The organism is Agaricicola taiwanensis (assembly GCF_014635245.1).
GTDB classification, from domain to species: domain Bacteria; phylum Pseudomonadota; class Alphaproteobacteria; order Rhizobiales; family Methylopilaceae; genus Agaricicola; species Agaricicola taiwanensis.
In genome coordinates, this window is the sequence record NZ_BMCP01000001.1 from 1317089 (window position 1) to 1337335 (window position 20247).

16 protein-coding genes are annotated in these 20247 nt (G+C 62.8%); 4 read left to right on the forward strand and 12 right to left on the reverse strand.

From position 1 onward, the window contains the following. Positions 1-58: 58 nt before the first annotated feature. The 4 genes from IEV58_RS06380 to glgX form a co-directional block, all read right to left on the reverse strand. The gene (locus IEV58_RS06380; protein WP_229729257.1) at positions 59-2017 is read right to left on the reverse strand and encodes an alpha-1,4-glucan--maltose-1-phosphate maltosyltransferase; all 1959 of its coding nucleotides are present in this window, start codon (positions 2015-2017) and stop codon (positions 59-61) included. 65 nt (positions 2018-2082) lie between these two features. After that, positions 2083-6972: a malto-oligosyltrehalose synthase gene (gene treY / locus IEV58_RS06385; RefSeq protein WP_188408821.1), complete on the reverse strand. Its 4890-nt coding sequence runs from the start codon at positions 6970-6972 to the stop codon at positions 2083-2085. Beyond that, positions 6969-8795 carry a malto-oligosyltrehalose trehalohydrolase gene (gene treZ / locus IEV58_RS06390; protein ID WP_188408822.1) on the reverse strand — a complete coding sequence of 609 codons (1827 nt, stop codon included), beginning with the start codon at positions 8793-8795 and terminating at the stop codon, positions 6969-6971. Before treZ ends, treY begins: the two co-directional genes overlap by 4 nt. Then, on the reverse strand, positions 8795-10906 hold the full coding sequence (gene glgX, locus IEV58_RS06395; RefSeq protein ID WP_188408823.1) for a glycogen debranching protein GlgX: 2112 nt from the start codon (positions 10904-10906) through the stop codon (positions 8795-8797). Before glgX ends, treZ begins: the two co-directional genes overlap by 1 nt. A 428-nt stretch (positions 10907-11334) precedes the next feature. Between glgX and IEV58_RS06400 the strand changes: the two genes are divergently transcribed. Further along, positions 11335-12282, forward strand: coding sequence for an amidoligase family protein (locus tag IEV58_RS06400; RefSeq protein ID WP_229729210.1), 948 nt, complete (start codon positions 11335-11337; stop codon positions 12280-12282). Here the strand turns inward: IEV58_RS06400 and IEV58_RS06405 are convergent. Continuing rightward, positions 12279-12614, reverse strand: coding sequence for a DUF2934 domain-containing protein (locus IEV58_RS06405; RefSeq protein WP_229729211.1), 336 nt, complete (start codon positions 12612-12614; stop codon positions 12279-12281). The genes IEV58_RS06400 and IEV58_RS06405 overlap by 4 nt on opposite strands. 127 nt (positions 12615-12741) lie before the next feature. On the opposite strand from IEV58_RS06405, the gene IEV58_RS06410 reads away from it, so the two are divergent. Next, entirely contained in the window at positions 12742-13347 is a 606-nt protein-coding gene (locus tag IEV58_RS06410) for a carbonic anhydrase (RefSeq protein WP_188408826.1), read from the forward strand. 175 nt (positions 13348-13522) lie between these two features. Beyond that, positions 13523-13984, forward strand: coding sequence for a response regulator (locus tag IEV58_RS06415; protein WP_188408827.1), 462 nt, complete (start codon positions 13523-13525; stop codon positions 13982-13984). On the opposite strand, the gene IEV58_RS06420 is transcribed toward IEV58_RS06415, so the two are convergent. The 7 genes from IEV58_RS06420 to IEV58_RS06450 form a co-directional block, all read right to left on the reverse strand. Continuing rightward, positions 13894-14343, reverse strand: a complete 450-nt coding sequence (locus IEV58_RS06420) for a GFA family protein (protein ID WP_188408828.1) — start codon at positions 14341-14343, stop codon at positions 13894-13896. The two genes, IEV58_RS06415 and IEV58_RS06420, sit on opposite strands and share 91 nt — an antisense overlap. 1 nt (position 14344) lies before the next feature. Beyond that, positions 14345-14830 carry a 2-amino-4-hydroxy-6-hydroxymethyldihydropteridine diphosphokinase gene (gene folK / locus IEV58_RS06425; RefSeq protein WP_188408829.1) on the reverse strand — a complete coding sequence of 162 codons (486 nt, stop codon included), beginning with the start codon at positions 14828-14830 and terminating at the stop codon, positions 14345-14347. Then, positions 14823-15191: a dihydroneopterin aldolase gene (gene folB / locus IEV58_RS06430; protein WP_188408830.1), complete on the reverse strand. Its 369-nt coding sequence runs from the start codon at positions 15189-15191 to the stop codon at positions 14823-14825. The genes folK and folB overlap by 8 nt, the downstream gene beginning before the upstream one ends. After that, positions 15188-16018, reverse strand: coding sequence for a dihydropteroate synthase (gene folP / locus IEV58_RS06435; protein WP_188408831.1), 831 nt, complete (start codon positions 16016-16018; stop codon positions 15188-15190). Before folP ends, folB begins: the two co-directional genes overlap by 4 nt. Continuing rightward, complete coding sequence (locus IEV58_RS06440) at positions 16015-17400, reverse strand: M20/M25/M40 family metallo-hydrolase (protein WP_188408832.1); 1386 nt, start codon at positions 17398-17400, stop codon at positions 16015-16017. Before IEV58_RS06440 ends, folP begins: the two co-directional genes overlap by 4 nt. Positions 17401-17479: 79 nt before the next feature. Beyond that, on the reverse strand, positions 17480-18073 hold the full coding sequence (locus tag IEV58_RS06445; RefSeq protein WP_188408833.1) for an SH3 domain-containing protein: 594 nt from the start codon (positions 18071-18073) through the stop codon (positions 17480-17482). Then, entirely contained in the window at positions 18070-19617 is a 1548-nt protein-coding gene (locus IEV58_RS06450; protein WP_188408834.1) for a helicase HerA-like domain-containing protein, read from the reverse strand. Before IEV58_RS06450 ends, IEV58_RS06445 begins: the two co-directional genes overlap by 4 nt. A gap of 148 nt (positions 19618-19765) precedes the next feature. Between IEV58_RS06450 and IEV58_RS06455 the strand changes: the two genes are divergently transcribed. After that, on the forward strand, positions 19766-20122 hold the full coding sequence (locus IEV58_RS06455) for a hypothetical protein (RefSeq protein ID WP_188408835.1): 357 nt from the start codon (positions 19766-19768) through the stop codon (positions 20120-20122). Positions 20123-20247: the final 125 nt, after the last annotated feature.

Sequence of the window (20247 nt, forward strand, 5' to 3'; positions counted from 1 at the left end):
ACGTTGTGGTTGGTCGGGGGTAACGCCGAACGCGGAAGCAAGGTTCGTTCCCGAGCCATCATCCGGTCGCGGACGGCGGTATCAGCTTCCAGACCATCACCTGATTGCCCTCCGGCCACAGCGCGATGCGCTGCACCTTGCCATGCAGGGTGAAGCGCCCGCCGCTGAGGAGATCCTCAACAGCGATCGACGCACTGTCGGGCAGGCCGAACTCCCACAAGGGCACTTCGTAGTCCGCTTCCTGCCGGTGGTGCGGGTCGAGGTTCACCAGCACCATGACCGCGTTGTCTTTTGCCTCGGTCATTTTCACGAAGGAGAGGATGTTGTCGTTCCAGGCGTTGAGGAAGCGGATGTTGCGGAAGTCATGAAGCGCCGGATTGTCCCGCCGCGCCTTGTTGAGGGCGCGGATCAGGTTCTTGATGTTGCCGGGCGCGTCGTAATCACGGACCTTCAGCTCATATTTCTCGGAATCCAGATATTCCTCTCGGCCGGGAAGCGGCTCGGCCTCGCAGATCTCGAAACCGGAATAGATGCCGTAGACGCTCGATAGCGTCGCCGCCAGTGTCGCCCGAACGATGAACCCGGCCCGGCCGCCGGTCTGCAGATAGTAGGGATTGATATCAGGTGTGTTGGCGAAGAAGTTGGGACGGTACAACTCGGCCATCTCGCCGCTTGAAAGCTCGGCGAGATATTGGGTGAGTTCCGCTTTGGTGTTCCGCCAGGTGAAGTAGGTGTAGCTCTGCTGGAAGCCGACTTTCGCAAGCGCCTTCATCATCTTGGGCCGCGTGAAGGCTTCAGCCAGAAAGATGACGTCGGGATGCTGGGCGTTCACCTCCCGGATCATCCAGCGCCAGAACGGAAGCGGCTTCGTGTGGGGGTTGTCCACCCGGAAAATCTTCACGCCTCGCTCCGCCCAGAACAGGACGACATCGCGCAGGGCGTGCCACAGCGATGGCAGTCCCCCGGCGTAGAATTCGACGTTGACGATGTCCTCGTACTTCTTGGGCGGGTTCTCCGCATATTTCAGCGTTCCGTCCGGCCGCCAGTCGAACCATTCCGGGTGCTGCTTGATCCAGGGGTGGTCCGGCGAGCATTGGATCGCAAAATCGAGCGCGATTTCCAGGCCATGCTCATGGGCGGCCGCCACGAGACGTCGGAAATCCTCCAACGTACCGAGCTGAGGATGCACCGCGTCATGCCCGCCATCCTCGGATCCGATGGCGTAGACGCTGCCGACATCATCGGGATCAGGCGTAAGGGAGTTGTTCTTGCCCTTGCGGTTCGTCTTTCCGATGGGATGGATCGGCGGAAAATACAGAACGTCGAAGCCGAGGTCGCGGACATAAGGAAGGCGCGCGATCACATCGTCGAAGGTGCCGTGGCGCGTCGCGTTGTTGGAGGCCGAGCGGGGAAAGAGCTCGTACCAGGCGGAGAACTGAGCCGCTTTGCGATCGACAACGACCTCAATGGCGGGGTTGTAGCTGGATAGAGCGAGCCGCTCTGCATTCCGCTTGAGCAGATCCGCCTCTTCATCCGAGAGGAGGATCTTCAGCTTCTTGGCGGTATCGGCCTTGTCGAGCGCATTGATGAGCGGCTGGAATGCGATGGCGTCAGCGCCCTGCGCCAGGCGTGCCGCCGTATGCACGATTTCCACACCTTCGACGGTCTCCAGGGTCACGTCGCGTCCGGCATCGCGCTTTTTCGTGATCTCGTCACGCCAGCTTGCGTAAGGATCGCGCCAGGCCTCGATGGTGAAATAGTAGCGGCCGATCTCCATCACAGTAAAACGGGCCGACCAGCGGTCGTTCTCCCGATGGGTCATCGGCACCCGGCACCAATTCCTGTCGCTCGGCCCGCGATAGAGCAGCTCGGCGGCGAGTTTGTCGTGGCCGTCAGTGAAGATATCGGCCCAGACTTCGACCTCATCACCGACCACGCGTTTGACCGGCGTCCGGCCGCCGTCGATTTCCGGCCACACGTTTTCGATCACCACGCGGCCATCTCCGATGGGATCCATGGCGGTCGCCTGTTCCTCGAATTGGGGCTGGAGCCGGATGGCGGCCTGTGTCTCAAGGCGATCGATCATGGCTGGTCCTCCCTTAGAATGGCGACGGGCAAGCGCGAGAAAAGTTCCGCACATGACTGCGAAACGCGATCGCCGATGTTCAGGTTCGCGTCGCTGAGGACGTCTGTCCACCGACCCGCTGGGACGGCCAGGGTCGTGTCCTCCCAGATGGAGGGAATGAGAGCGTCGGCATCTTCCATCAGACGCGCCACCAGCCGCGGCACGGCAACGACCACACGGCCGCTTTCGCCTTCCCGCACGAACGCCAAAACGTGGGAGGCGAGCGGGCCGTTCGCTGCCAGAGGGCTGTAACCGCCGTACGCGAAAAGCTCGGGCAGGTCGGCGCGCAGGGCAAGCAGCCGCGCCGTCAGCGCCTGCTTCACCCGGCCATCGTGCCAGCGGGACAGGAGGTCGGCGATGTCGCGTTCATGCAGGCCCTCCTCGCGGGCATCGTACTCGATGGGGCGGCGGTTATCCGGGTCCACCAGCGAAAAATCCCAGGTCTCGGTGCCCTGATAAATCTCCGGCACGCCTGGAACGGTGTATTTCAGGACCGTCCGGGCCAGGCTGCTGATTGCACCGGCATGGGCAAGCCGCCGCGCAAAGGGTTGGAACGACTCGAGGAAATCGGATTGCTCATCGAGCAGTCCGCGCACCAGATTCCTCGCCGCGGTCTCATAGGCTTCGTCCAGATTGATCCAGCTCGTATGACGCTTGGCCTCGCGAAGAGCCTTTTCCACCCAGCCTTCAATACGCTCCCGAAAGTCCTTGATTTGACTCAGGTCCAGGTCATCCATGAGCTCGATTGGCCAGGCTCCAAGGATGCCCTGCAGGATGAGGTAGCGGTCGTTGGCGTCGGGCGCGGTTTCGCCATCGAGCTCTGTCGCATGCCGATCGAAGATACGGCGCGCCTGGCCCACCGTCCGCAGCCACTCGCGGGGAATTTCGGAGAGGAGGTTGAGGCGGGCCCTGGCATCCTCTCCGCGCTTGGTGTCATGGGTCGCGGTAGCCGTCATGGCCCGCGGCCAGGCCTCTGCGCGTTCAGCCATGGCGGCATGGAAATCCGAGGGCTGCATGCCAAATTGGCTGGGATCGCCGCCCACTTCATTCAGCGAGATCAGCGGCACGTGCCGATAGAACAACGTGTCCTCGAGGCTCTTCGCCATAACCGGTCCGGTGAGCTGCTGAAACCGCGTGCGAAAACGCTGGACTAGAGCGGCGTCCCGAATGTTCTCTGTATTGCCCTCGTCCAGCAGCACCGCACCAATAAAATCATGCACGGAGGTGTCGGGCAGGGCGGTGGCACGCTTCGCGCGAACGAGCGTCCCACTGATCAGCTCCCGATCTTCCGGTGCGATGGGTCCAGCATCGAGATAGCTGCGGTAGACCGGAAAGCGAGCGATGATCTCGATCAGGGCGCGCCGGAGAGCATTGGCTGAGTAATCCCGGGTCCGGCGGTCGGCGTCGGCCACCCGCTTGATGTCCGAGGTCAGGACCTCCAGCTCGCTGGCAAAACTTGTCTCCAGGATCTCACGCTTGGCCCGGCGCAGAAGATCGTGAAAGCTTCCCTCGCGGCCCGTCATCCGGCGATAGAGCCTGTCGAAGACCTTGGCTGCGCCATGATCGACGAAGACGCCGTCGAGCATGTTCAGCACGTCGTAGCCGGTGGTGCCGGCGATGGGCCAATCGCGCAGCTTTTCTCCCGGCTCCAGGATCTTCTCCACCACCACGTAGAAGTCCGGTCCGAGCGCCTCCTGCAGCGCACGGGTATAAGCGGCCGGATCGGCGAGGCCATCGATATGATCGATGCGCAGACCGTGAATATGGCCGTCCTTGACGAGGCGGAAGACCGTCTCATGAGCCTTGGCGAAGAGCTCAGGCTCTTCGATGCGCAGGCCGGCAAGGCCATTGATATCGAAGAAGCGGCGATAATTGATGTCGCTGGACGCGATGCGCCAATGCGCCAGGCGGTAGGGCTGTTCTTCCAGGAGGCGGTGGAGCACGCCGAAGCTTTCCGCAACGCCCGGGGTGCCGTTGATGACCTCCACCGCGCGATTGATCGCTTCCTGGATGTTGGACGCGGCCGCGATGGCGGCCAGACGCTTCTTCAGGGCGTCGCCCTCGGCGGGAAGATCGCTGCCGCGGCTCTCCCGTTCTCCGGCCATGGCGCGAAGTCTTTCGGTTACCGCGAAAAGCTCGCCGTTCTGCTCCCCCTCTTGCGGCATGGCCGCGAAGGCGCGCTCCAGGATCATCGGGTAGTCCAGCGGACAGATCGGAAAGCGGTGCTCCCAGTGCAGCACGCTGAAGCTTCCCTCGCTCGGGTCGAACGTCAGCTTCAGTTCGCCCTTCTCCAAGGCGTCGCCATAGCGGTCGCCCAGGAAAGGGATGACGACCTTGCCGTTGGCTCCAAGGCGCCCCCAGTCCACGTCGAACCAACGTGCCTCCGGCGCCAGCTCGCCCCATTCAAGCATACGCAGCCAGGCGGCATTGTCGGCACCGCCGACGCCCATATGGTTCGGCACGATGTCGAGAATGAGCTTGAGATCATGCGCCTTAAGCGATTCAGAAAGCCTCAGAAAACCCTCTTCACCGCCCAGCTCCGGATTGATGGCGGCGTGGTCCACGATATCGTAGCCGTGGGTGGAGCCTGGCCGCGCCTGATGGATGGGCGAGGAATGGATGTGGCTGATGCCGAGCCGGGTGAGGTAGGGCACGATGGCCACGGCATCGTCGAAGGTGAAATCCTTGTGGAACTGAAGACGATAGGTCGCCCGCGGTGGCGGAGATGCGAGAAGCCCCCCTGCGGGCATGGCGCCGCGCCCTTCGGACGCACTGGCCGCAGCAAGCCGGGCGAGCGGGCCGCCCGGGGCGAGCAGGACCTCAAGATCGATGCTGAGCCGGCGCCGCCAGTTGGGATGGCCCTCGTTGATGCCCGGCAGATTGGCCTGGTTCATCTCGCCGGCGGCGTCTTCCAGTTGAAGGCCGGTCACCATTGCATCGGTGCGGGCGAGATAGCGGGTGATCGCCTCGACCGGCGCCTCCGGCGGCGGTTCATTGTCGGGCAAGAGGCCCTCCGCGTGAAGCGCTTCGGTCAGCTTCTCGCGATCCCAGGCACGTGAGCTCCGCTCCTCGTCCGCCTTCTGCTGATCGAAGACGCCGAGCATCTCGCGGATGTTCACATCGCCCGCCGCCCACCAGCCGCGCAGGGTCGGCAGATCATGGGTCGAGCCCGCTGCCATGGCGCATCGCGGATAGTCGCCCGGGCGCTTGAAACGGCCGCCTTCCCCTCGCTCGAACGGCAGCAGGCGATAGCTGAGGATGCCGGACGCCATGATAGCATCCGAGAAACCTTCGGGAGCGGTGCCGAGGTCCTCTGCGATGACGAGGCATTGATGCCGATGGCTTTCCAGGCGCAGCACCGCCAGCATCGCCTCGAACGGGTAATCGACATAGCCGCCATCGCTTGCCTGCGCGCCTGAGGGGATGAGGAAAAGCCGCCGCAGCTGGAAAGCATGGTCGATCCGCAGCGCGCCGGAATGCTTCATATTGGCGGCAACGAGACGACGGAAGGCCAACAGGCCGCTGTCTTCAAGCGCGAGCGGATTGAGCGGCGGAAGGCCCCAGTTCTGCCCCTGGGGTCCGAGCGGGTCCGGAGGCGCGCCGACGGACAGCGCCGCAGCAAAGCTTTCCGGGTGAGCCCAGACCTCCGAGCCGCCCCCATCCGGCCCGACAGCGAGATCGCGATAAAGGCCGAGCGACATTCCGGCGCCTTTCGCGGCATCGGCGGCCTGTTCCAACTGGCGCTCGGCCTGCCATTGCAGCCAGGCGTGGAAGTCGACGCGCTCGGTATGGGCATCTGCAAATTGCGCGACCTCGTCCGAGGCGGGGTCATGGAAGGCAACCGGCCATTCGCCGCGCCACCAATGGCCTTGAGACAGGAAATGCTCCGACAGCGCCTCGAAGATCGCGTGCCGCTGCAACGGAAGGCCTGAAGCGATTCTCCAGGCATTGAATTCCGGATCGGACGCCTTCTGAAAATCCGACCACAGCGTTTCCAGCAACGGCCGCTTCACGTCCCAGACGGCACGATGGTCCACAAGTGTGGCCTGCCGCAGTGCTTCAACGGCTTCGACCGTCGCGGGCGCGGCGAGCAGACCTTCCGCTGTACTGCCCCTAAACCCCGGAACCCGCGCTGGGTCGAGATAGAGCGTTTCCAGGAACAGGCGTGACGAGGGCGAGTAGGGCGAATATTTCGACCGGTCGGAGCCAAACAGGGCATGCAGGGGACTGAGCCCGACGAAGGATGCGCCGAGGCGCCCCGACTGGATTGCAAGCCGGCGCACGTCGGTAAAGTCGCCGATCCCGAGGTTCGTTCTGGACCGTAGGCTGTTGACCTGCACGGTGGTGCCCCAGAGCTTGCCGCCGCTTTGGGCGTCATCCGGCTGCCAGCACATGGCCGGCGCTGCGATAACCATAGCCTCCGCCGTTTCACCTCCGGCGTCGACCCACAGCCGGTGGTAACCCGCCGGCATCGGATCCAGCCGCAGAACGAATCCGGCGGCCGAAAACTCCGCGACGGCGCGACCCTCGCGCTCACCACCATCCTCGAACGTCAGCCGCCACAGAACACCATCAGGGGCGCCGGCCGTCTGGAGAGGGACGATCACCGGCTCGTCCGCCTCGACTACGATCATGTTTGCAAGAAGCGCCAGCCGGCGCCGCTCGATACGTTCGAGGCTGTCGCGCGCGGCGGCGGCCGACGTGCCCGCATCCAGCCCGAAGGCGGTCAGAAGAGCCCGTACCGTGTCGGCCGGAACCGTTACCTCATTGCCAAAGGCGTCCCGGTAGCGGGGGGCGATGCCCAGCGCGAGAGCCAGGCGGGCAAGAATATCGTCGTGGTCGCTCATGCGGCTTCATTCATCAGAATGGCTCCGGCCCACTGCGGGAGTGTGAGGTTGTCGCCATCGATTGTGACGCCGTCGCTCTTCCACAAAAGCGTCCAGCCGTTCCTGGTATCGGACATGGCGAGGGGTGATTGCCCCGTGTTGAGCGTGAAACGGAGGTCGCCCGTCTCGTAATGCCAGATCACATCGAAGGCATCGGGCCTTGGTAAGCTGTAGTCCGCGTCCAGGAAGCGGCTGGCGAGCAACGGCACCACATGCCGCCGGCGAAGCTCCAGTAGCCGGCGTATTTCGTCGCGGATACCTTTGTGGGGCTCTCTCTCCGCTTCACTCCAATCCAGGCGGGAGGCCTCGAAGGTCGTCGCCTGTGTGGGATCGGGGATCCTGGCCGCGTTGGTCTTGTCGGCAAAGGCGCTGAAACGGCCGAACTCGCGGCGGCGGCCGTCTCGCACGGCCTTGGAGAGATCGGGATCATCGGAGAAATCCACGAAGAACTGGAAGGGCGTGCTGGCAGCCCAATCCTCGCCCATGAACAGCATGGGCGGATTAGGTCCAAGCAGGAGAGCGGCGTAGGCAACAGCGCGCTTTTCCGGTGCCACCAGATCCGACAGCCGGTCTCCAAAAGCGCGATTGCCGATCTGGTCGTGGTTCTGCAGGAAGGCGACGAAGGCATCCGGCGGCAGATGGGTGGAATCCTCACCTCGCGGCTGATTATCCCGGTGGGGCGAGGGCTCGCCCTGATAGGCGAAACCTTCCGCCAGAGCGCGTGCCAGCCAACGTACCGGCTCGTCCGCGTAATCGGCATAATAGCCTTCATCCTCGTCAGTCAGCAGTGCGTGCCAGGCGTGATGCACGTCGTCGTTCCACTGCGCCGTATAGTGTCGCGGCTCGCCGGACGGATCACGGTCGAGACGGCTTGCTTCATTGGAGTCGTTTTCCAGAACGAGATGGATTTCGCGATGGGGAAGGGTGGTACGGACACGTTCCGCCAGTTCGACCAGCACATGTTCGCTGCGATCGTCGCGGATCTCATGTACCGCGTCGAGCCTCAGCCCATCGAAGTGATATTCTTCCAGCCAGTAGAGCGCGTTGTGAATGAAGAAGTCGCGCACCACCTGGCCGCCGTTCTTGCCGTCCACATTGACGCCCGCGCCCCATGGCGTTGGATGGCGTTCGGTAAAAAAGCTCTTCGCGTAGGTATGGAGATAATTCCCGGATGGGCCGAAGTGGTTGTAGACCACATCGAGCATGACCATGAGGCCGAGCGAGTGGGCGCGATCCACGAAACGCTTCAGGTCATCAGGCGTGCCGTAGGCAGCGTCCGGCGCGTAAAGCAGGACACCATCGTAGCCCCAGTTGCGGCGGCCGGGAAAATCGGCAACGGGCATGAGCTCAATGACAGTGATGCCGACGTCGCGAAGCTCCTCAAGCTTGCCGGCAAGTGCCGCATAGGTGCCTTCGGGCGTCGCGGTTCCCACATGCACTTCGTAGATTACGGCCTCCTCCCAGGGGCGGCCGGTCCAATTGCTGTCGCTCCAGCGATAGGCGGTCGGGTCGACCACGAGGCTCGGCTTATGCACGTCATCAGGCTGAAAGCGGGAGGCCGGATCAGGAATGCTCAGACTGCCGTCGATCCGGAACGCGTAACGGTCGCCCGCTTTGGCCTCCCGCACGGTCAGGCGACGCCAGCCGCCGTCCTCTACCGGCATCCCGATCGTCCGCTCACCGAGCACAAGCGCCACCTCTTGCGCGGATGGCGCCCAAAGCGCGAAGCGAACGCCCTCCTCAACAAGTTCGGTGCCGAATGGCATGCGGTGAAGACGCTGCATCAATTCCCCTCCTGGGCGCGGCGCGCCTGCTGCAACAACACGAGCGTGCGTCCTCGCAACACTATGCTCTGGCCTGGCTCCAAGGTCGCGGGCTCTTCTCTTACGATGCCGCGCGGTAGGCTCGTTTCCAGCACTGCTACCCAAATGTCGCCGGGAAGATTTTCGGCAAGCCGGAAGTCGATGCTTTCCGGTGCGCTGTTCATCAGGATCAGGAAGCGCTGGCCGTCCCGGCTGTCATTGCCGAATTGCATGCCGAGAGCGCGCCTCTTTTCGTCCTTCCAGTCCTCGTCCGCCATCTCCCGGCCATCAGGCGCAAGCCAGTAGATATCTTCCAGGCCGGTCTCGTGCTGTTGCTGTCCGTCGAAGAAAGTGCGGCGCGTGAAGGCGTCGTACTTCTGGCGCAGCCGGATCAATGCGCGCACGAACTCTAGCAAGTCCGGATCCATCGCCGGTCCTGCCTGCCAATCCATCCAGCTCGTGCCGTTATCCTGGGCATAGGCATTGTTGTTGCCGCCCTGCGTGCGGGACATCTCGTCCCCCATGAGAAGCATCGGCACGCCCTGAGACAGGAAGATCGTCGCCAGCATGTTCCGCTTCTGTCGGGCGCGCAGCGCGAGCACGCTGGGGTCTTTGGTCGGGCCTTCGACGCCGCAGTTCCACGAAAGGTTGTGATTGTGGCCATCGCGATTGTCTTCGCCGTTGGCCTGGTTGTGGCGATGGTTGTAGCTGACCAGGTCGTGCAGCGTGTAGCCATCGTGCGAACAGACATAATTGATGCTTGCCCAGGGATGCCGGCCGGAGGCGCGATAGATCTCCGCCGAACCAGCCAGCGCATGGGCGAGTGCGGGTAACTGGCCGAGATCGCCGCGCCAGAACGCACGAACCGGATCGCGCACCTGATCGTTCCATTCGCTCCAGCCCTTTGGGAAACCGCCGACGCGGTAGCCGCCGTCGCCCACGTCCCAAGGCTCGGCAATGAGCTTCACGCGGTTCAGCACCGGGTCTTGGCGGATTGCCTGAAGAAAGCCGGAACCCAGATCGAAGTCGTAAGGATCGCGGGCAAGGGTGGTGGCGAGATCGAAGCGGAAGCCGTCGATGTGATATTTTTCGACCCAATAGCGCAGCGAATCCATCACCATCTGCAGCACTCTGGGATGGCTGACGTTGAGCGTGTTGCCGGTGCCAGTGGTGTCGTAGCAATACCGAGGGTTTTCAGGCGAAAGCTTGTAATAGCTTTTGTTGTCGATGCCGCGGAACGACAGCGTGGGACCCATCTGGCTGCCCTCAGCCGTATGGTTGTAGACCACGTCGAGCAGCACCTCGATGCCGGCATCGTGCAGCGAGCGGACCGCGGCGCGTAACCCATTGACGCCCGCCGGGCCGAGGTAGCGGGGTTCCGGCGCGAAATAACCAATGGTGGAATAGCCCCAGTAGTTCTTCAGCCCCTTTTCCACCAGGAAACGATCATCCACGAAGGAGTGGATCGGCAGCAGCTCGACGGCGGTAATGCCCAGCTTCACGAGGTACTCGATCATCGCGGGATGGCCGAGCGCTTCGTAGCTGCCCCGGATAGCGGGCGGGATCGTGGGATGGGCTTCGGTCAGCCCTTTGACATGCGCTTCATAGATAACCGTGTCCTGCCAACGGCGGCAGGGGCGCCGGTCGTCGCCCCAGGAATGGGCGGTATCCTCAACCACGCATTTCGGCATGACCCGGCCACTATCGTGCCGATCGAAGCTGAGATCGGCGCGCGGAGAACCGACCCGGTAGCCGAACAGCGAATCGTGCCAGCGAAATTTCCCCGACAGCTGGCGCGCGTAGGGGTCCAGCAACAGTTTGTGGTGGTTGAAGCGGTGGCCGTGCTGCGGTTCATAGGGGCCGTAGACCCGGTAGCCGTAAAGCTGGCCTGGCGCGATGCCCTCCACATAAACGTGCCAGACGTCTTCGGTGCGGCAGGGCAAAGCGATGCGTGCGATCTCACGTTTTCCATTGGCTTCGAACAGGCAGAGTTCTACCCGGGTTGCGTGTTCGGAAAACAGGGCGAAGTTCACCCCTTTGCCGTCGAAGGTTGCGCCAAGCGGCAAAGGGGCGCCGTCGTCGATCCCATGCATGAAAGACAAGGTCCGCTGGCTGGAGTGGCTGAGCTTGCTAAAAGCGCGTCACCGCGTGGAAGTTCCCTCCACTAAGAGGAAACCTTGTGGAAAGGTCCTGTTAACCAAGCAGTTACGACCAATGGACGACGGCGCTGGCATTGATGACAGTTGTGTAAACATGTAAATTGTAAAGCGTTCGGTGATGATTCGCCGGCGCCTTTGCGAAGGGCTGAAGCAACAAGCCCGGCGCGAAGACCAGCACAAGGTGCCCGCTGCAAGTCACCTGAGGACATAGGGCAGGCGGGGTAAACGGGGGGCATGAGCCAGGCCCTGTGCGCTGACGGTCACAGAACTACCGAAACCGCTGGGCTCTCGCCGCAGCGGTTTCTTTTTGGTCCGATCCCCGCGTTGTGGACGCATTGCCCCGTATCTATGTAAGTGCGGTGATGATGTTCGATGCCCTGCCCACGCCTCTGACCTTTGACGGCCGTCCTCGAGGGGTAGGTGTTGAACTGGAGTTCGGTGGTTTGACGCCGCGAGCGGCGGCCGACAGCCTGGTATCCGCCGTGGGCGGCGAGGTGGTGACCGAGAGCGCTCATGCCTTCCGCGTGGTCGGCACAGCCATCGGCTCTGTGACGGTGGAACTTGATGTGCGTCATGCCCACCCAGCGAAATACGGCCATGAGCTGTCGCTGCGGCTGAGCGAGCGCACGGCGGATCTCTTCGGCCGATATGCCGGCTGGGCTATTCCGACCGAACTCGTGACGGCGCCGCTGACGCCCGAGCGTTTGACCAGCATCGACCGCATCGCGGCCGAGCTGCGAAGCCTCGGCGCGCGCGGCACGCGCGATTTCGGCTGGCGGCAGTTCGGGCTTCATTTCAATCCGGAGGTACCATCCCTGGCGGGGGAGAGCATCGCCAGTGTCCTGAAAGCCTTCCTGTTGCTCGAGGGCGCTCTGCGCACGTCGGTTCTCGGCGGCCGCAACCGATATCTTCCTCGGATGCCCCCGCCTTTTCCGCCCGCCTATGTGGCCCAGGTGCTGTCACCGGACTACTGGCCGTCATTGCCCGACCTGATGCGCGAACATCTGGCGCAGAACGCCACCCGCCAACGCAGCCTCGACCTGCTGCCGCTGTTCCTGTTCGTTGACGAGGCACAGGTCCGGGCGGCGCTGCCGTGGGAGAAGATACGGCCGCGCCCTGTCTTTCACTACAGGCTGCCCCTGTCGCGCATCGATCAGCCTGGGTGGAGCATTGGGCCGGATTGGAACAGATGGGTCGCGGTCGAACGTCTGGCGTCGGACCGGGTGCGCCTCGACGCTCTGTGCCGCGATTTCTTGAGCGGGCAGGGTGAGGGCGCCGAAGGGGCTGCCATCGCCGCCGCCAACGTTTAGGTTTTCTGGCGGGTCTTCTTGCTGCCGGAGGCCTTGTCGCTGGCTTTGCCAGAACTCTTTTTGGATCGGGGCTTTGGCACCGTCTGTTCTTCGCCCTGGTCGGTCAGGGTCGGAAACTCTCCCAGATTCTCCTGGATGCTGGCCTCTTCGACGGGGGCTTCATCGGAATGCGGTTCGGTAAGCGGGTTGGGTTTTAGATCGTCGCCGGGGGCGTCCTCGATGGCGACAAGTTGCCGAGCCATCTGCCAATGGTCCTCAGCCCGGCCTTCGGGCTTACCCTCCTCGATCCAAATCTGATGGGCTCTCTGGCGGATGCGTTCGTTCTCGTCCATCTTCATCTCCGGCTGTTATGATTTCGCCTGTCGCTCAAAACCCCAGCCGGGGCTTCCGGGTTCCGGTTGCCGCAGACAGCTTTTCCCTCCTTGTGCGCCGCCGCGGGAGGCGCTATGAGGCAAGCCGATGCTCAAGCATTTGAAAGATAACAACCGCAACTGGGCCGCGCAAAAAATCGCGGCTGACGCCGGTTTTTTCGAGCGGCTGGTCGGTCAGCAGGCACCCGAATATTTCTGGATCGGATGTTCCGATAGCCGGGTCCCCGCCAATGAGATTGTCGGTCTCGACCCGGGCGAGATGTTTGTCCACCGCAATGTCGCAAACCTGGCGCCTCCGCAGGACGCGAACTATCTCTCGGTGCTGCAGTTCGCCGTCGACGTCTTGAAGGTCAAGCACATCCTGGTCGTCGGCCATTACGGATGTGGTGGCATCGCGGCTGCGGTGGACGGTAAGCGGCGTGGTCTCGTCGATCATTGGCTGCATCCAATCCGCGAGGTTTATCAGGCGTATCGAGCCGAGCTGGACGCAATTGCCGATCAGCGCGCCCGGCTGGACCGCTTGTGCGAACTCAACGTGATGAACCAGGTGAAGAACGTGGCGGCCGACGTCTTCGTGCAGGATGCCTGGGCACGAGGACAGGAACTGGCTGTCCACGGCTGGGTTTATTCCATCGCCAACGGCTTGGTCACGGATCTCGACGTGACAGTAATGGGCCCCGATTCTGGCGCGTGACGGCTCTAGCCTCAGCGGAGCACCGATGGTTCCGCCTGAAAGTATTTATAAACCATAATCCCAACAATTTTACATTAAACCGGATAAATAGGGAACAATACGGGGGCTCTCCGCGCTTGAACCACTAGTCCTTCGTGAAGGAATCAAGTGTAGCATCGTTTGTGGAGTATGTGCGATGCCGGCCATTTTGATCGTTGAGAACGAAGTTATACTGGCGCTCGATCTTGCAGATACTTTGGCGGCGCTCGGGTATGAGGTGGTGGGGCCAGCTGTGACGGCCGATGACGCGTGCCGCATGGCTCGTGACAGCCACCCTGATATCGTGCTGATGGACGTGCGGCTGGACGGACGGCGCGACGGTATCGCCGCTGCTGAAGAGATCATGGCCGAACAGGGCACCAAGGTGATCTTCCTCTCCAGTGAGGACGACCAGGGAACGCGTGAGCGTGCCGCAGCCATCGGGCCGTTCGCTTGGCTGGACAAGCCTTGCTCGGCCTCTCACATCCAGCAGACATTGGCGCAGGCCCTGTCGCCTGATATCGGCAGTCAGATCTTGTCCGGCGTCGATGATTGTGGTGGCGCCTCATTATCCGCCATCCAATCCGTCGTCGTGCGGCCGGGAAGCTCGCCGACGTGATCGACCCAGAAACGCTTGCTTTCGATTCCCAGCGCCCAGCTGGGTCGCGCCAGTTCAGGATTGTCCAAGCTGCCCGCGGTGAGATCGACGGTGCCCCGGGCGAGATTACGGAAGGCAAGTGGAGTGCCGCAGGCCCGGCAATAAAGCCGCTCGGCCTTGTCGGAACTTTGGTAACGCCCGGGGTTCCCCTGCGTCCACCGCAAGCGCTCCCGTGAGGGTGTCGCATAGGCCATATAGGGGCCGCCGCTCGCGCGCTGGCACATGCGGCAATGGCAGACCATGGCCTCGAAACTGCCGGAGAAAGCGTAGCGAACCGCACCGCATTGGCAGCCGCCGGTGATCAGGGTGTCTTCGCTCATCCTAGCCCTCCCACAGCTGAACGCCGGAAAGATCAAGCTGTTCCAGAGCCTCGGAAAGGCGCCGGCCGGCGATCTCGCGGTCCCCTGCCACATCCATCAGCGGCACCAGGACGAATGCCCGCTCGAACAGGCGGGGATGCGGAAGCACGAGATCGGGCTGGTCCACCCTCAGATCATCGTAAAACACGATGTCGAGATCGATCGTACGGGCGCCATAACGCCGGGCGGGATCTCGAACACGCCCGAGGCTCGTTTCCACCTTAAGACATCGCTGGAGCAGAGAGCTCGGCGAAAGCTCGGTCTCCACCAGGATGCAGCCGTTGATATAGCGCTCCTGATCGGGATCGCCCCAAGGCTCGGTCTCATAGAAGGGCGATATGTGGAGAACGCGGATCGCGTCGTCCGCCTCAAGAAGTGCCAGCGCCTTGATCAGGGTGCCGCGTCGGTCACCAAGGTTGGAGCCGAAGGCAATCGCCGCTTCAGGCATCCCGGCTGCGCCGGATCGTGATGGAGACATGATCGACGATAGCGTCGATGGGCACGCTCGGCTTGCGTATGGTCACCTCAACAGCTCGGGCAAGGTCGAAGGTCTCGAGGACGCGCGTCGCGATGCGCTCGATCACCGTTTCGAGAAGCTGCTCGTTCTTCTCAAGGAAGGCCTGGGTGATGACTTCGGCAAGTCTGGCATAATCGATGGTCTTTGCCAGGCTGCGCGTGCGGGCAGCCTCCCGAATGTCCGTATCGACGGCGACATCGATGAAGAACCGTTGTCCAATCTCGTTTTCGCCACCGTAGACGCCGTGATGGGCGAAGATCGCGAGATTGGTGATAGCAAGGCGATCGGTCATGTGGTCCTCATCGAAATTACGTCGGCGACCGTGAGTGCGTCGCGATGCGCGGCCACATCGTGGGCCCGAATGATATGGGCGCCGGAAAGCGCCGCCGCCACATGAGCCGACAGCGTTCCGGCCAAGCGGTCATCGGGATCATTGCGGCCCGTCAGATGACCGATAAACCGCTTGCGCGAGGCGCCCACGAGAACCGGATAGCCAAGCGCCATCAGCCTGTCGAGCCGGGTGATCACGACCGGGTTCTGGTCCATGGTCTTGCCGAAGCCGATGCCGGGGTCGAGCACGATCCTGTCCTCGGCAACGCCGGCTTTGAGGGCGATCTCCACCGAGCGCGAGAGGAAGCCGATGATGTCTTCCATGATGTCAATCCCGGCATCGGCCGCCAGCCGATTGTGCATGAGAACACAAGCCGCCTTCTGGTCGGCGGTCACCCTTGCGATATCAGGATCCCGCTGGAAACCCCAGATGTCGTTCACAATATCAGCGCCGGCTGCCAGGGCAGCCTCTGCGACGGAGGCCTTCCAGCTGTCGATCGAGAGCGGCACATGAGTTCTCTCCGCCAGCCGCCCGATAACCGGAACCACACGGGCGATTTCCTCCTCGGCGGCAACGGGCATATGCCCGGGGCGGCTGGATTCCCCTCCGAGATCCAGAATATCGGCACCTTCAGCCGCGAGAGCGAGCGCACGGGCTTCAGCGGCATCATGGCTCGCATAACGGCCGCCGTCGGAAAAGGAGTCCGGCGTGACGTTAACCACCCCCATGACCAAGGTGCGATCGAGGCTGATGATCCGGTCGCGTGCGCGCAGGATGCGGTGGCTCATGCCTTGGCCAGTGCTTCCAGGATGCGCGCCCATGAACGGATGCCTTTGTGGAAGGCCGTCAGCTCATATTTCTCGTTGGGCGAATGAATGGCGTCATCTTCCAGCGCGAAGCCGATGAGGAGGGTATCCATGCCAAGCTCTCGCTTGAAATCGGCAACGATCGGGATGGAGGCACCGCAGCCCATCAGCGCGGTGTCCTTGCCCCATTCCTCCTTGAGGGCCCGGGCGGACGCACGCAGGTCGCTGCCATCCAGGGGCTGCTGCTGGGCGGCGGCGCAGGCGAAATTACGGAACTCCACTGTGGCATCGGAAGGCAACTGGCTTCGGATGAAGCTGCGGAAGCTGTCGCGGATCCTTTCCGGATCCTGGGTGCCGACAAGGCGGAAGGAAACCTTGGCGCTGGCCTTGCTCGGGATCACCGTCTTGGAGCCTTCGCCGATGTAGCCGCCCACGATGCCGTTGATGTCACAGGTCGGCCGCGACCAGAGCTGCTGCAGGGCGGTGCGGTCCTTCTCGCCGGCGGGAGAGGTCAGGCCCACGGCGCCGAGGAAGCTCGCGACGTCGAAGTTCAGCCCTTCCCAATTTGCCGCCACATCGGCGGGCAGTTCCGGCACGCCCTCATAGAACCCCGGAACCGCGACGCTGTTGTTCTCGTCGTGAAGAGCCGCGAGCGCCCGGGTCAGCGCATTGATGGGATTGAGCGCCGGTCCGCCATAAAGGCCCGAGTGCAGGTCACGATTGGCGGCGGTGACGACCACCTCCTCATAGAGCAAGCCCCGCAGGGTGGTCGTGATGCCGGGGGTGTCCTCGTTCCACTGGTTGGTGTCGCAGACAAGCGCGATCTCTGCCTTGATCTCATCGCCGTGAGTCTTGAAGAAGTCGGGAAGGCTGAGACTTCCACATTCCTCCTCCCCCTCGATCATCACCGTGACCGCGCAGGGAAGGCTGCCGGCGGTGGTCATCCAGGCGCGGGCCGCCTCGACGAACGTGAGGAACTGGCCTTTGTCGTCCGAGGCCCCACGCGCAACGATCCGCTGGCCGCGCGGTCCCTCCACGATCTGTGGCTCGAAGGGCGATGAGGTCCAAAGCTCCAGCGGGTCCGGCGGCTGCACATCATAGTGGCCATAGAACAGCACATGCCGCGTGGCTCCCGCCGGGCGATGATGTGCGACCACCACCGGCTGCCCCGAGGTCTCGACCAGCCTGGCATCGAAGCCAATGGTCTTGAGTTCAGCCGCCGTCCATTCCGCAGCCTTGCGGCAGTCCGCCCTATAGGCGGGATCGGCCGAGATCGATGGAACACGCAGGATGTCCATCAGCCGGGCAAGGCTGGCCTCAAGCTCCTGGTCGATGGCGGCGAGAACCGTGGGAAGTGCGGACATGGGCGAACTCCGTGGGTTCGAATGATAAGATATCAGCCGCAGGACAGGATGCGGGCTCGATGATGGCGGACGGACGTCGCTACCTCGGCGGATTGCAGCAGCCGGAGCGGACCTCGCCATCGCGCCTGATGACGATCACGTTGAACAGGAAATTCGTATCGGACATGCCGTCGGAACACAGCGGGTCCCGCGCCAAAACGACGCGCTCCACGGTGCCCCGTCCGAAGGTCATGGCCCAGGCCGTGAGATTGTTGCGGCTGGCGCGTGCGTCCGTGATGGGAAGGCGCTCGTCGATGTCTGTGCCGATCTCCCGATAGAGCGCGGTCTTCTTGTCAAAGACCAGCGACCAGAAAGGTTCGGTGCCGCGGCATTCCAGCGGCATCGGCGGCTCATTGCCGGCATAGGTGAGTGACGCACCGAGGAAGCGGGCGGCGACCCAGCCTTCCTTGTCGAAGTAGCGGACTTTCACCCAGTCATCGCGCCGTTCCATGACCTCGATGTTGGAAGCGTAGGAAGGAAGAGCGCGGATGATGGGTGCATCCTCCTTGGGCTCCGCGCGCATGTTGAGCGTGTCCCAGGACGGCACATCCACCACCTGTGCGCGTTCCTGCGCCTGTGCGGGAACGAGCGACAGGACAATCAACAAACACGCCAGAGCCGCGATAGACTTCATCGACGCAACATGCTCCCGAGGACGCCGCGAACGATCGCACGTCCGACAGACCCGCCGACAGAACCCGCAAGTTGCTTACCCACATTGGCCGCAACCTGACCTGCCGTGCGATTGACAACGATCCGTGTAACGTCGCGGGTGATGGATTGGGTCGGGGTCAGCCGCTCGCCGCGCTTGCGATTGATGCCGAACAGGGTGCCAAGCAGGCCGCCGATGCCGCTGGTCGAGGCCTCCTCTTCGGCCTGCGCGGCAACGGTAGCATCCTGCGCCTTTTTCGCAAGGAGCTCATAGGCGGATTCCCGGTCGACCTCATCATCGTAGTGGCCGGCCACCGGGCTGTTCGCCATCAGGGCCTGCCGCTCCTGCAGCGTGATCGGGCCAAGCTTGGCCGCCGGCGGACGGATCAGCGTGCGCTCCACCACGGAAGGCGCGCCCTTCACCTCAAGCACCGAGACCAGTGCTTCGCCAACGCCCAGTTGCGTGATCACATCTTCGGTCTTGAAGGCCGGGTTGGGCCGGAAGGTTTCCGCAGCCGCCTTGACCGCCTTCTGTTCCCGCGGCGTGTAAGCCCGCAGCGCATGCTGCACCCTGTTGCCGAGCTGCGCCGCGACCGTATCCAGCACATCGATCGGATTCTGGGTCACGAAATAGATCCCGACGCCCTTGGAGCGGATCAGTCGCACCACTTGCTCGACCTTCTCAAGAAGGGCGGGAGGTGCCTCGTCGAAAAGGAGATGCGCTTCATCGAAGAAGAAGACCGCTTTCGGTTTTTCCGGATCGCCCACCTCGGGCAGTTGCTCGAAGAGCTCTGACATCAGCCACAGAAGGAACGTGGCGTAGAGCCGGGGACTTTGCATCAGTTTGTCGGCGGCCAGGATCGAGACCATGCCACGGCCGTCGTTGGTGACACGCATGAGATCGCTGATCTGCAAAGCCGGCTCGGCGAAGAATTTCTGCCCGCCCTGGTTTTCCAGAACGAGCAACTGCCGCTGAATGGCGCCGACGGAAGCCTTGGCGACATTGCCATAGAGTTTCGATAGCTCACCGGCATTTTCCGCCACATAGGTGAGGATCGACTGGAGGTCCTTGAGATCAAGCAGGAGAAGGCCCTGGTCGTCGGCCGCGCGGAAGGCGATGTTGAGGACGCCTTCCTGCGCTTCGCTCAAGTTCATCATGCGCGCGAGAAGGAGCGGGCCCATCTCCGAAATGGTGGCGCGGATGGGATGGCCCTGCTCACCGAACAGATCCCAGAAAATGACCGGGAACTTGTCGTGGACGTAGGGCGAAAGTTCGATCTCCTGAGCGCGCTTGACGAGAAAGTCCTTGTCCTCGCCCACCGCGGCGATGCCGGACAGGTCGCCCTTGATGTCAGCCGCAAAAACAGGAACACCCGCGTTGGAGAACGCCTCCGCGAGGATTTGAAGGGTCACCGTCTTGCCCGTTCCCGTGGCGCCGGTGATCAGGCCATGCCGGTTGGCGAGCGGCAGATTGAGAAACTCGGCCTTGGTACTTTTGCCGATAAAGATCGCGTCGTCCCGATCCATCACCCGTGAATCTCCCTCCCAGAACCGATGCATGTGTTTATAGGCGAAGCCATAAAACATCGCTATGGCCCCGCGCTTGTGTTTTGCCCTGTTCCACGCTCAGTATCGCGCCGGGCGATCGAGCCCGCAGGTGAAAGGGAGACGTCGCATGCAGGAACTGTTGGAGCGTATGATGGGCAATGCGGGCATCGACCGCGCGTTGGCGGAAAAAGCACTGGTCATCATCCTCGACTTCCTGAACAAGGAGGCCCCGCAGGACGCCGTGGGAAAGCTTCTGGAAGCGCTCCCTGAGGCCAAGCCCCTCGTGGGGCAGGACAGCGGCGGTTTCGGCCTCGGCGGCTTCGGCGCGATGGGCGCCCTCAACGAAATGACCGCGGCCGGCCTTTCCATGGAGCAGGTCCAGACGGTCACCCGGACAGTGATCGATTTCGCGCGCGAGAAGCTTGGCGAGGATGAGGTCGGCCGCATTGTCGGTGCGATACCCGGCCTGAGCGCCTTCATCTGAGGAAAGCACGGCCGGCCTGTTGCAAGCCGGCCGTTTTCACTTTCGTCATGAAGGATGCGTCTCAAAGGATCTGTGCCCACTGAAGACGGCAAGTGCATATCTGGCTGACGCGACGGTGAAGCGGC

Bases quoted from the DNA above. Each gene is read 5' to 3' on its own strand.
- IEV58_RS06400 (WP_229729210.1), top strand. From the start codon at position 11,335: ATGATGTTCGATGCCCTGCCCACGCCTCTGACCTTTGACGGCCGTCCT.
- IEV58_RS06420 (WP_188408828.1), bottom strand. From the start codon at position 14,343: ATGAGCGAAGACACCCTGATCACCGGCGGCTGCCAATGCGGTGCGGTT.
- treZ (WP_188408822.1), bottom strand. From the start codon at position 8,795: ATGCAGCGTCTTCACCGCATGCCATTCGGCACCGAACTTGTTGAGGAG.
- glgX (WP_188408823.1), bottom strand. From the start codon at position 10,906: ATGCATGGGATCGACGACGGCGCCCCTTTGCCGCTTGGCGCAACCTTC.
- IEV58_RS06415 (WP_188408827.1), top strand. From the start codon at position 13,523: ATGCCGGCCATTTTGATCGTTGAGAACGAAGTTATACTGGCGCTCGAT.
- IEV58_RS06450 (WP_188408834.1), bottom strand. From the start codon at position 19,617: ATGGATCGGGACGACGCGATCTTTATCGGCAAAAGTACCAAGGCCGAG.
- IEV58_RS06445 (WP_188408833.1), bottom strand. From the start codon at position 18,073: ATGAAGTCTATCGCGGCTCTGGCGTGTTTGTTGATTGTCCTGTCGCTC.
- IEV58_RS06410 (WP_188408826.1), top strand. From the start codon at position 12,742: ATGCTCAAGCATTTGAAAGATAACAACCGCAACTGGGCCGCGCAAAAA.
- IEV58_RS06440 (WP_188408832.1), bottom strand. From the start codon at position 17,400: ATGTCCGCACTTCCCACGGTTCTCGCCGCCATCGACCAGGAGCTTGAG.
- folP (WP_188408831.1), bottom strand. From the start codon at position 16,018: ATGAGCCACCGCATCCTGCGCGCACGCGACCGGATCATCAGCCTCGAT.
- IEV58_RS06405 (WP_229729211.1), bottom strand. From the start codon at position 12,614: ATGGACGAGAACGAACGCATCCGCCAGAGAGCCCATCAGATTTGGATC.
- folK (WP_188408829.1), bottom strand. From the start codon at position 14,830: ATGCCTGAAGCGGCGATTGCCTTCGGCTCCAACCTTGGTGACCGACGC.
- treY (WP_188408821.1), bottom strand. From the start codon at position 6,972: ATGAGCGACCACGACGATATTCTTGCCCGCCTGGCTCTCGCGCTGGGC.
- folB (WP_188408830.1), bottom strand. From the start codon at position 15,191: ATGACCGATCGCCTTGCTATCACCAATCTCGCGATCTTCGCCCATCAC.
- IEV58_RS06380 (WP_229729257.1), bottom strand. From the start codon at position 2,017: ATGGATCCCATCGGAGATGGCCGCGTGGTGATCGAAAACGTGTGGCCG.
- IEV58_RS06455 (WP_188408835.1), top strand. From the start codon at position 19,766: ATGCAGGAACTGTTGGAGCGTATGATGGGCAATGCGGGCATCGACCGC.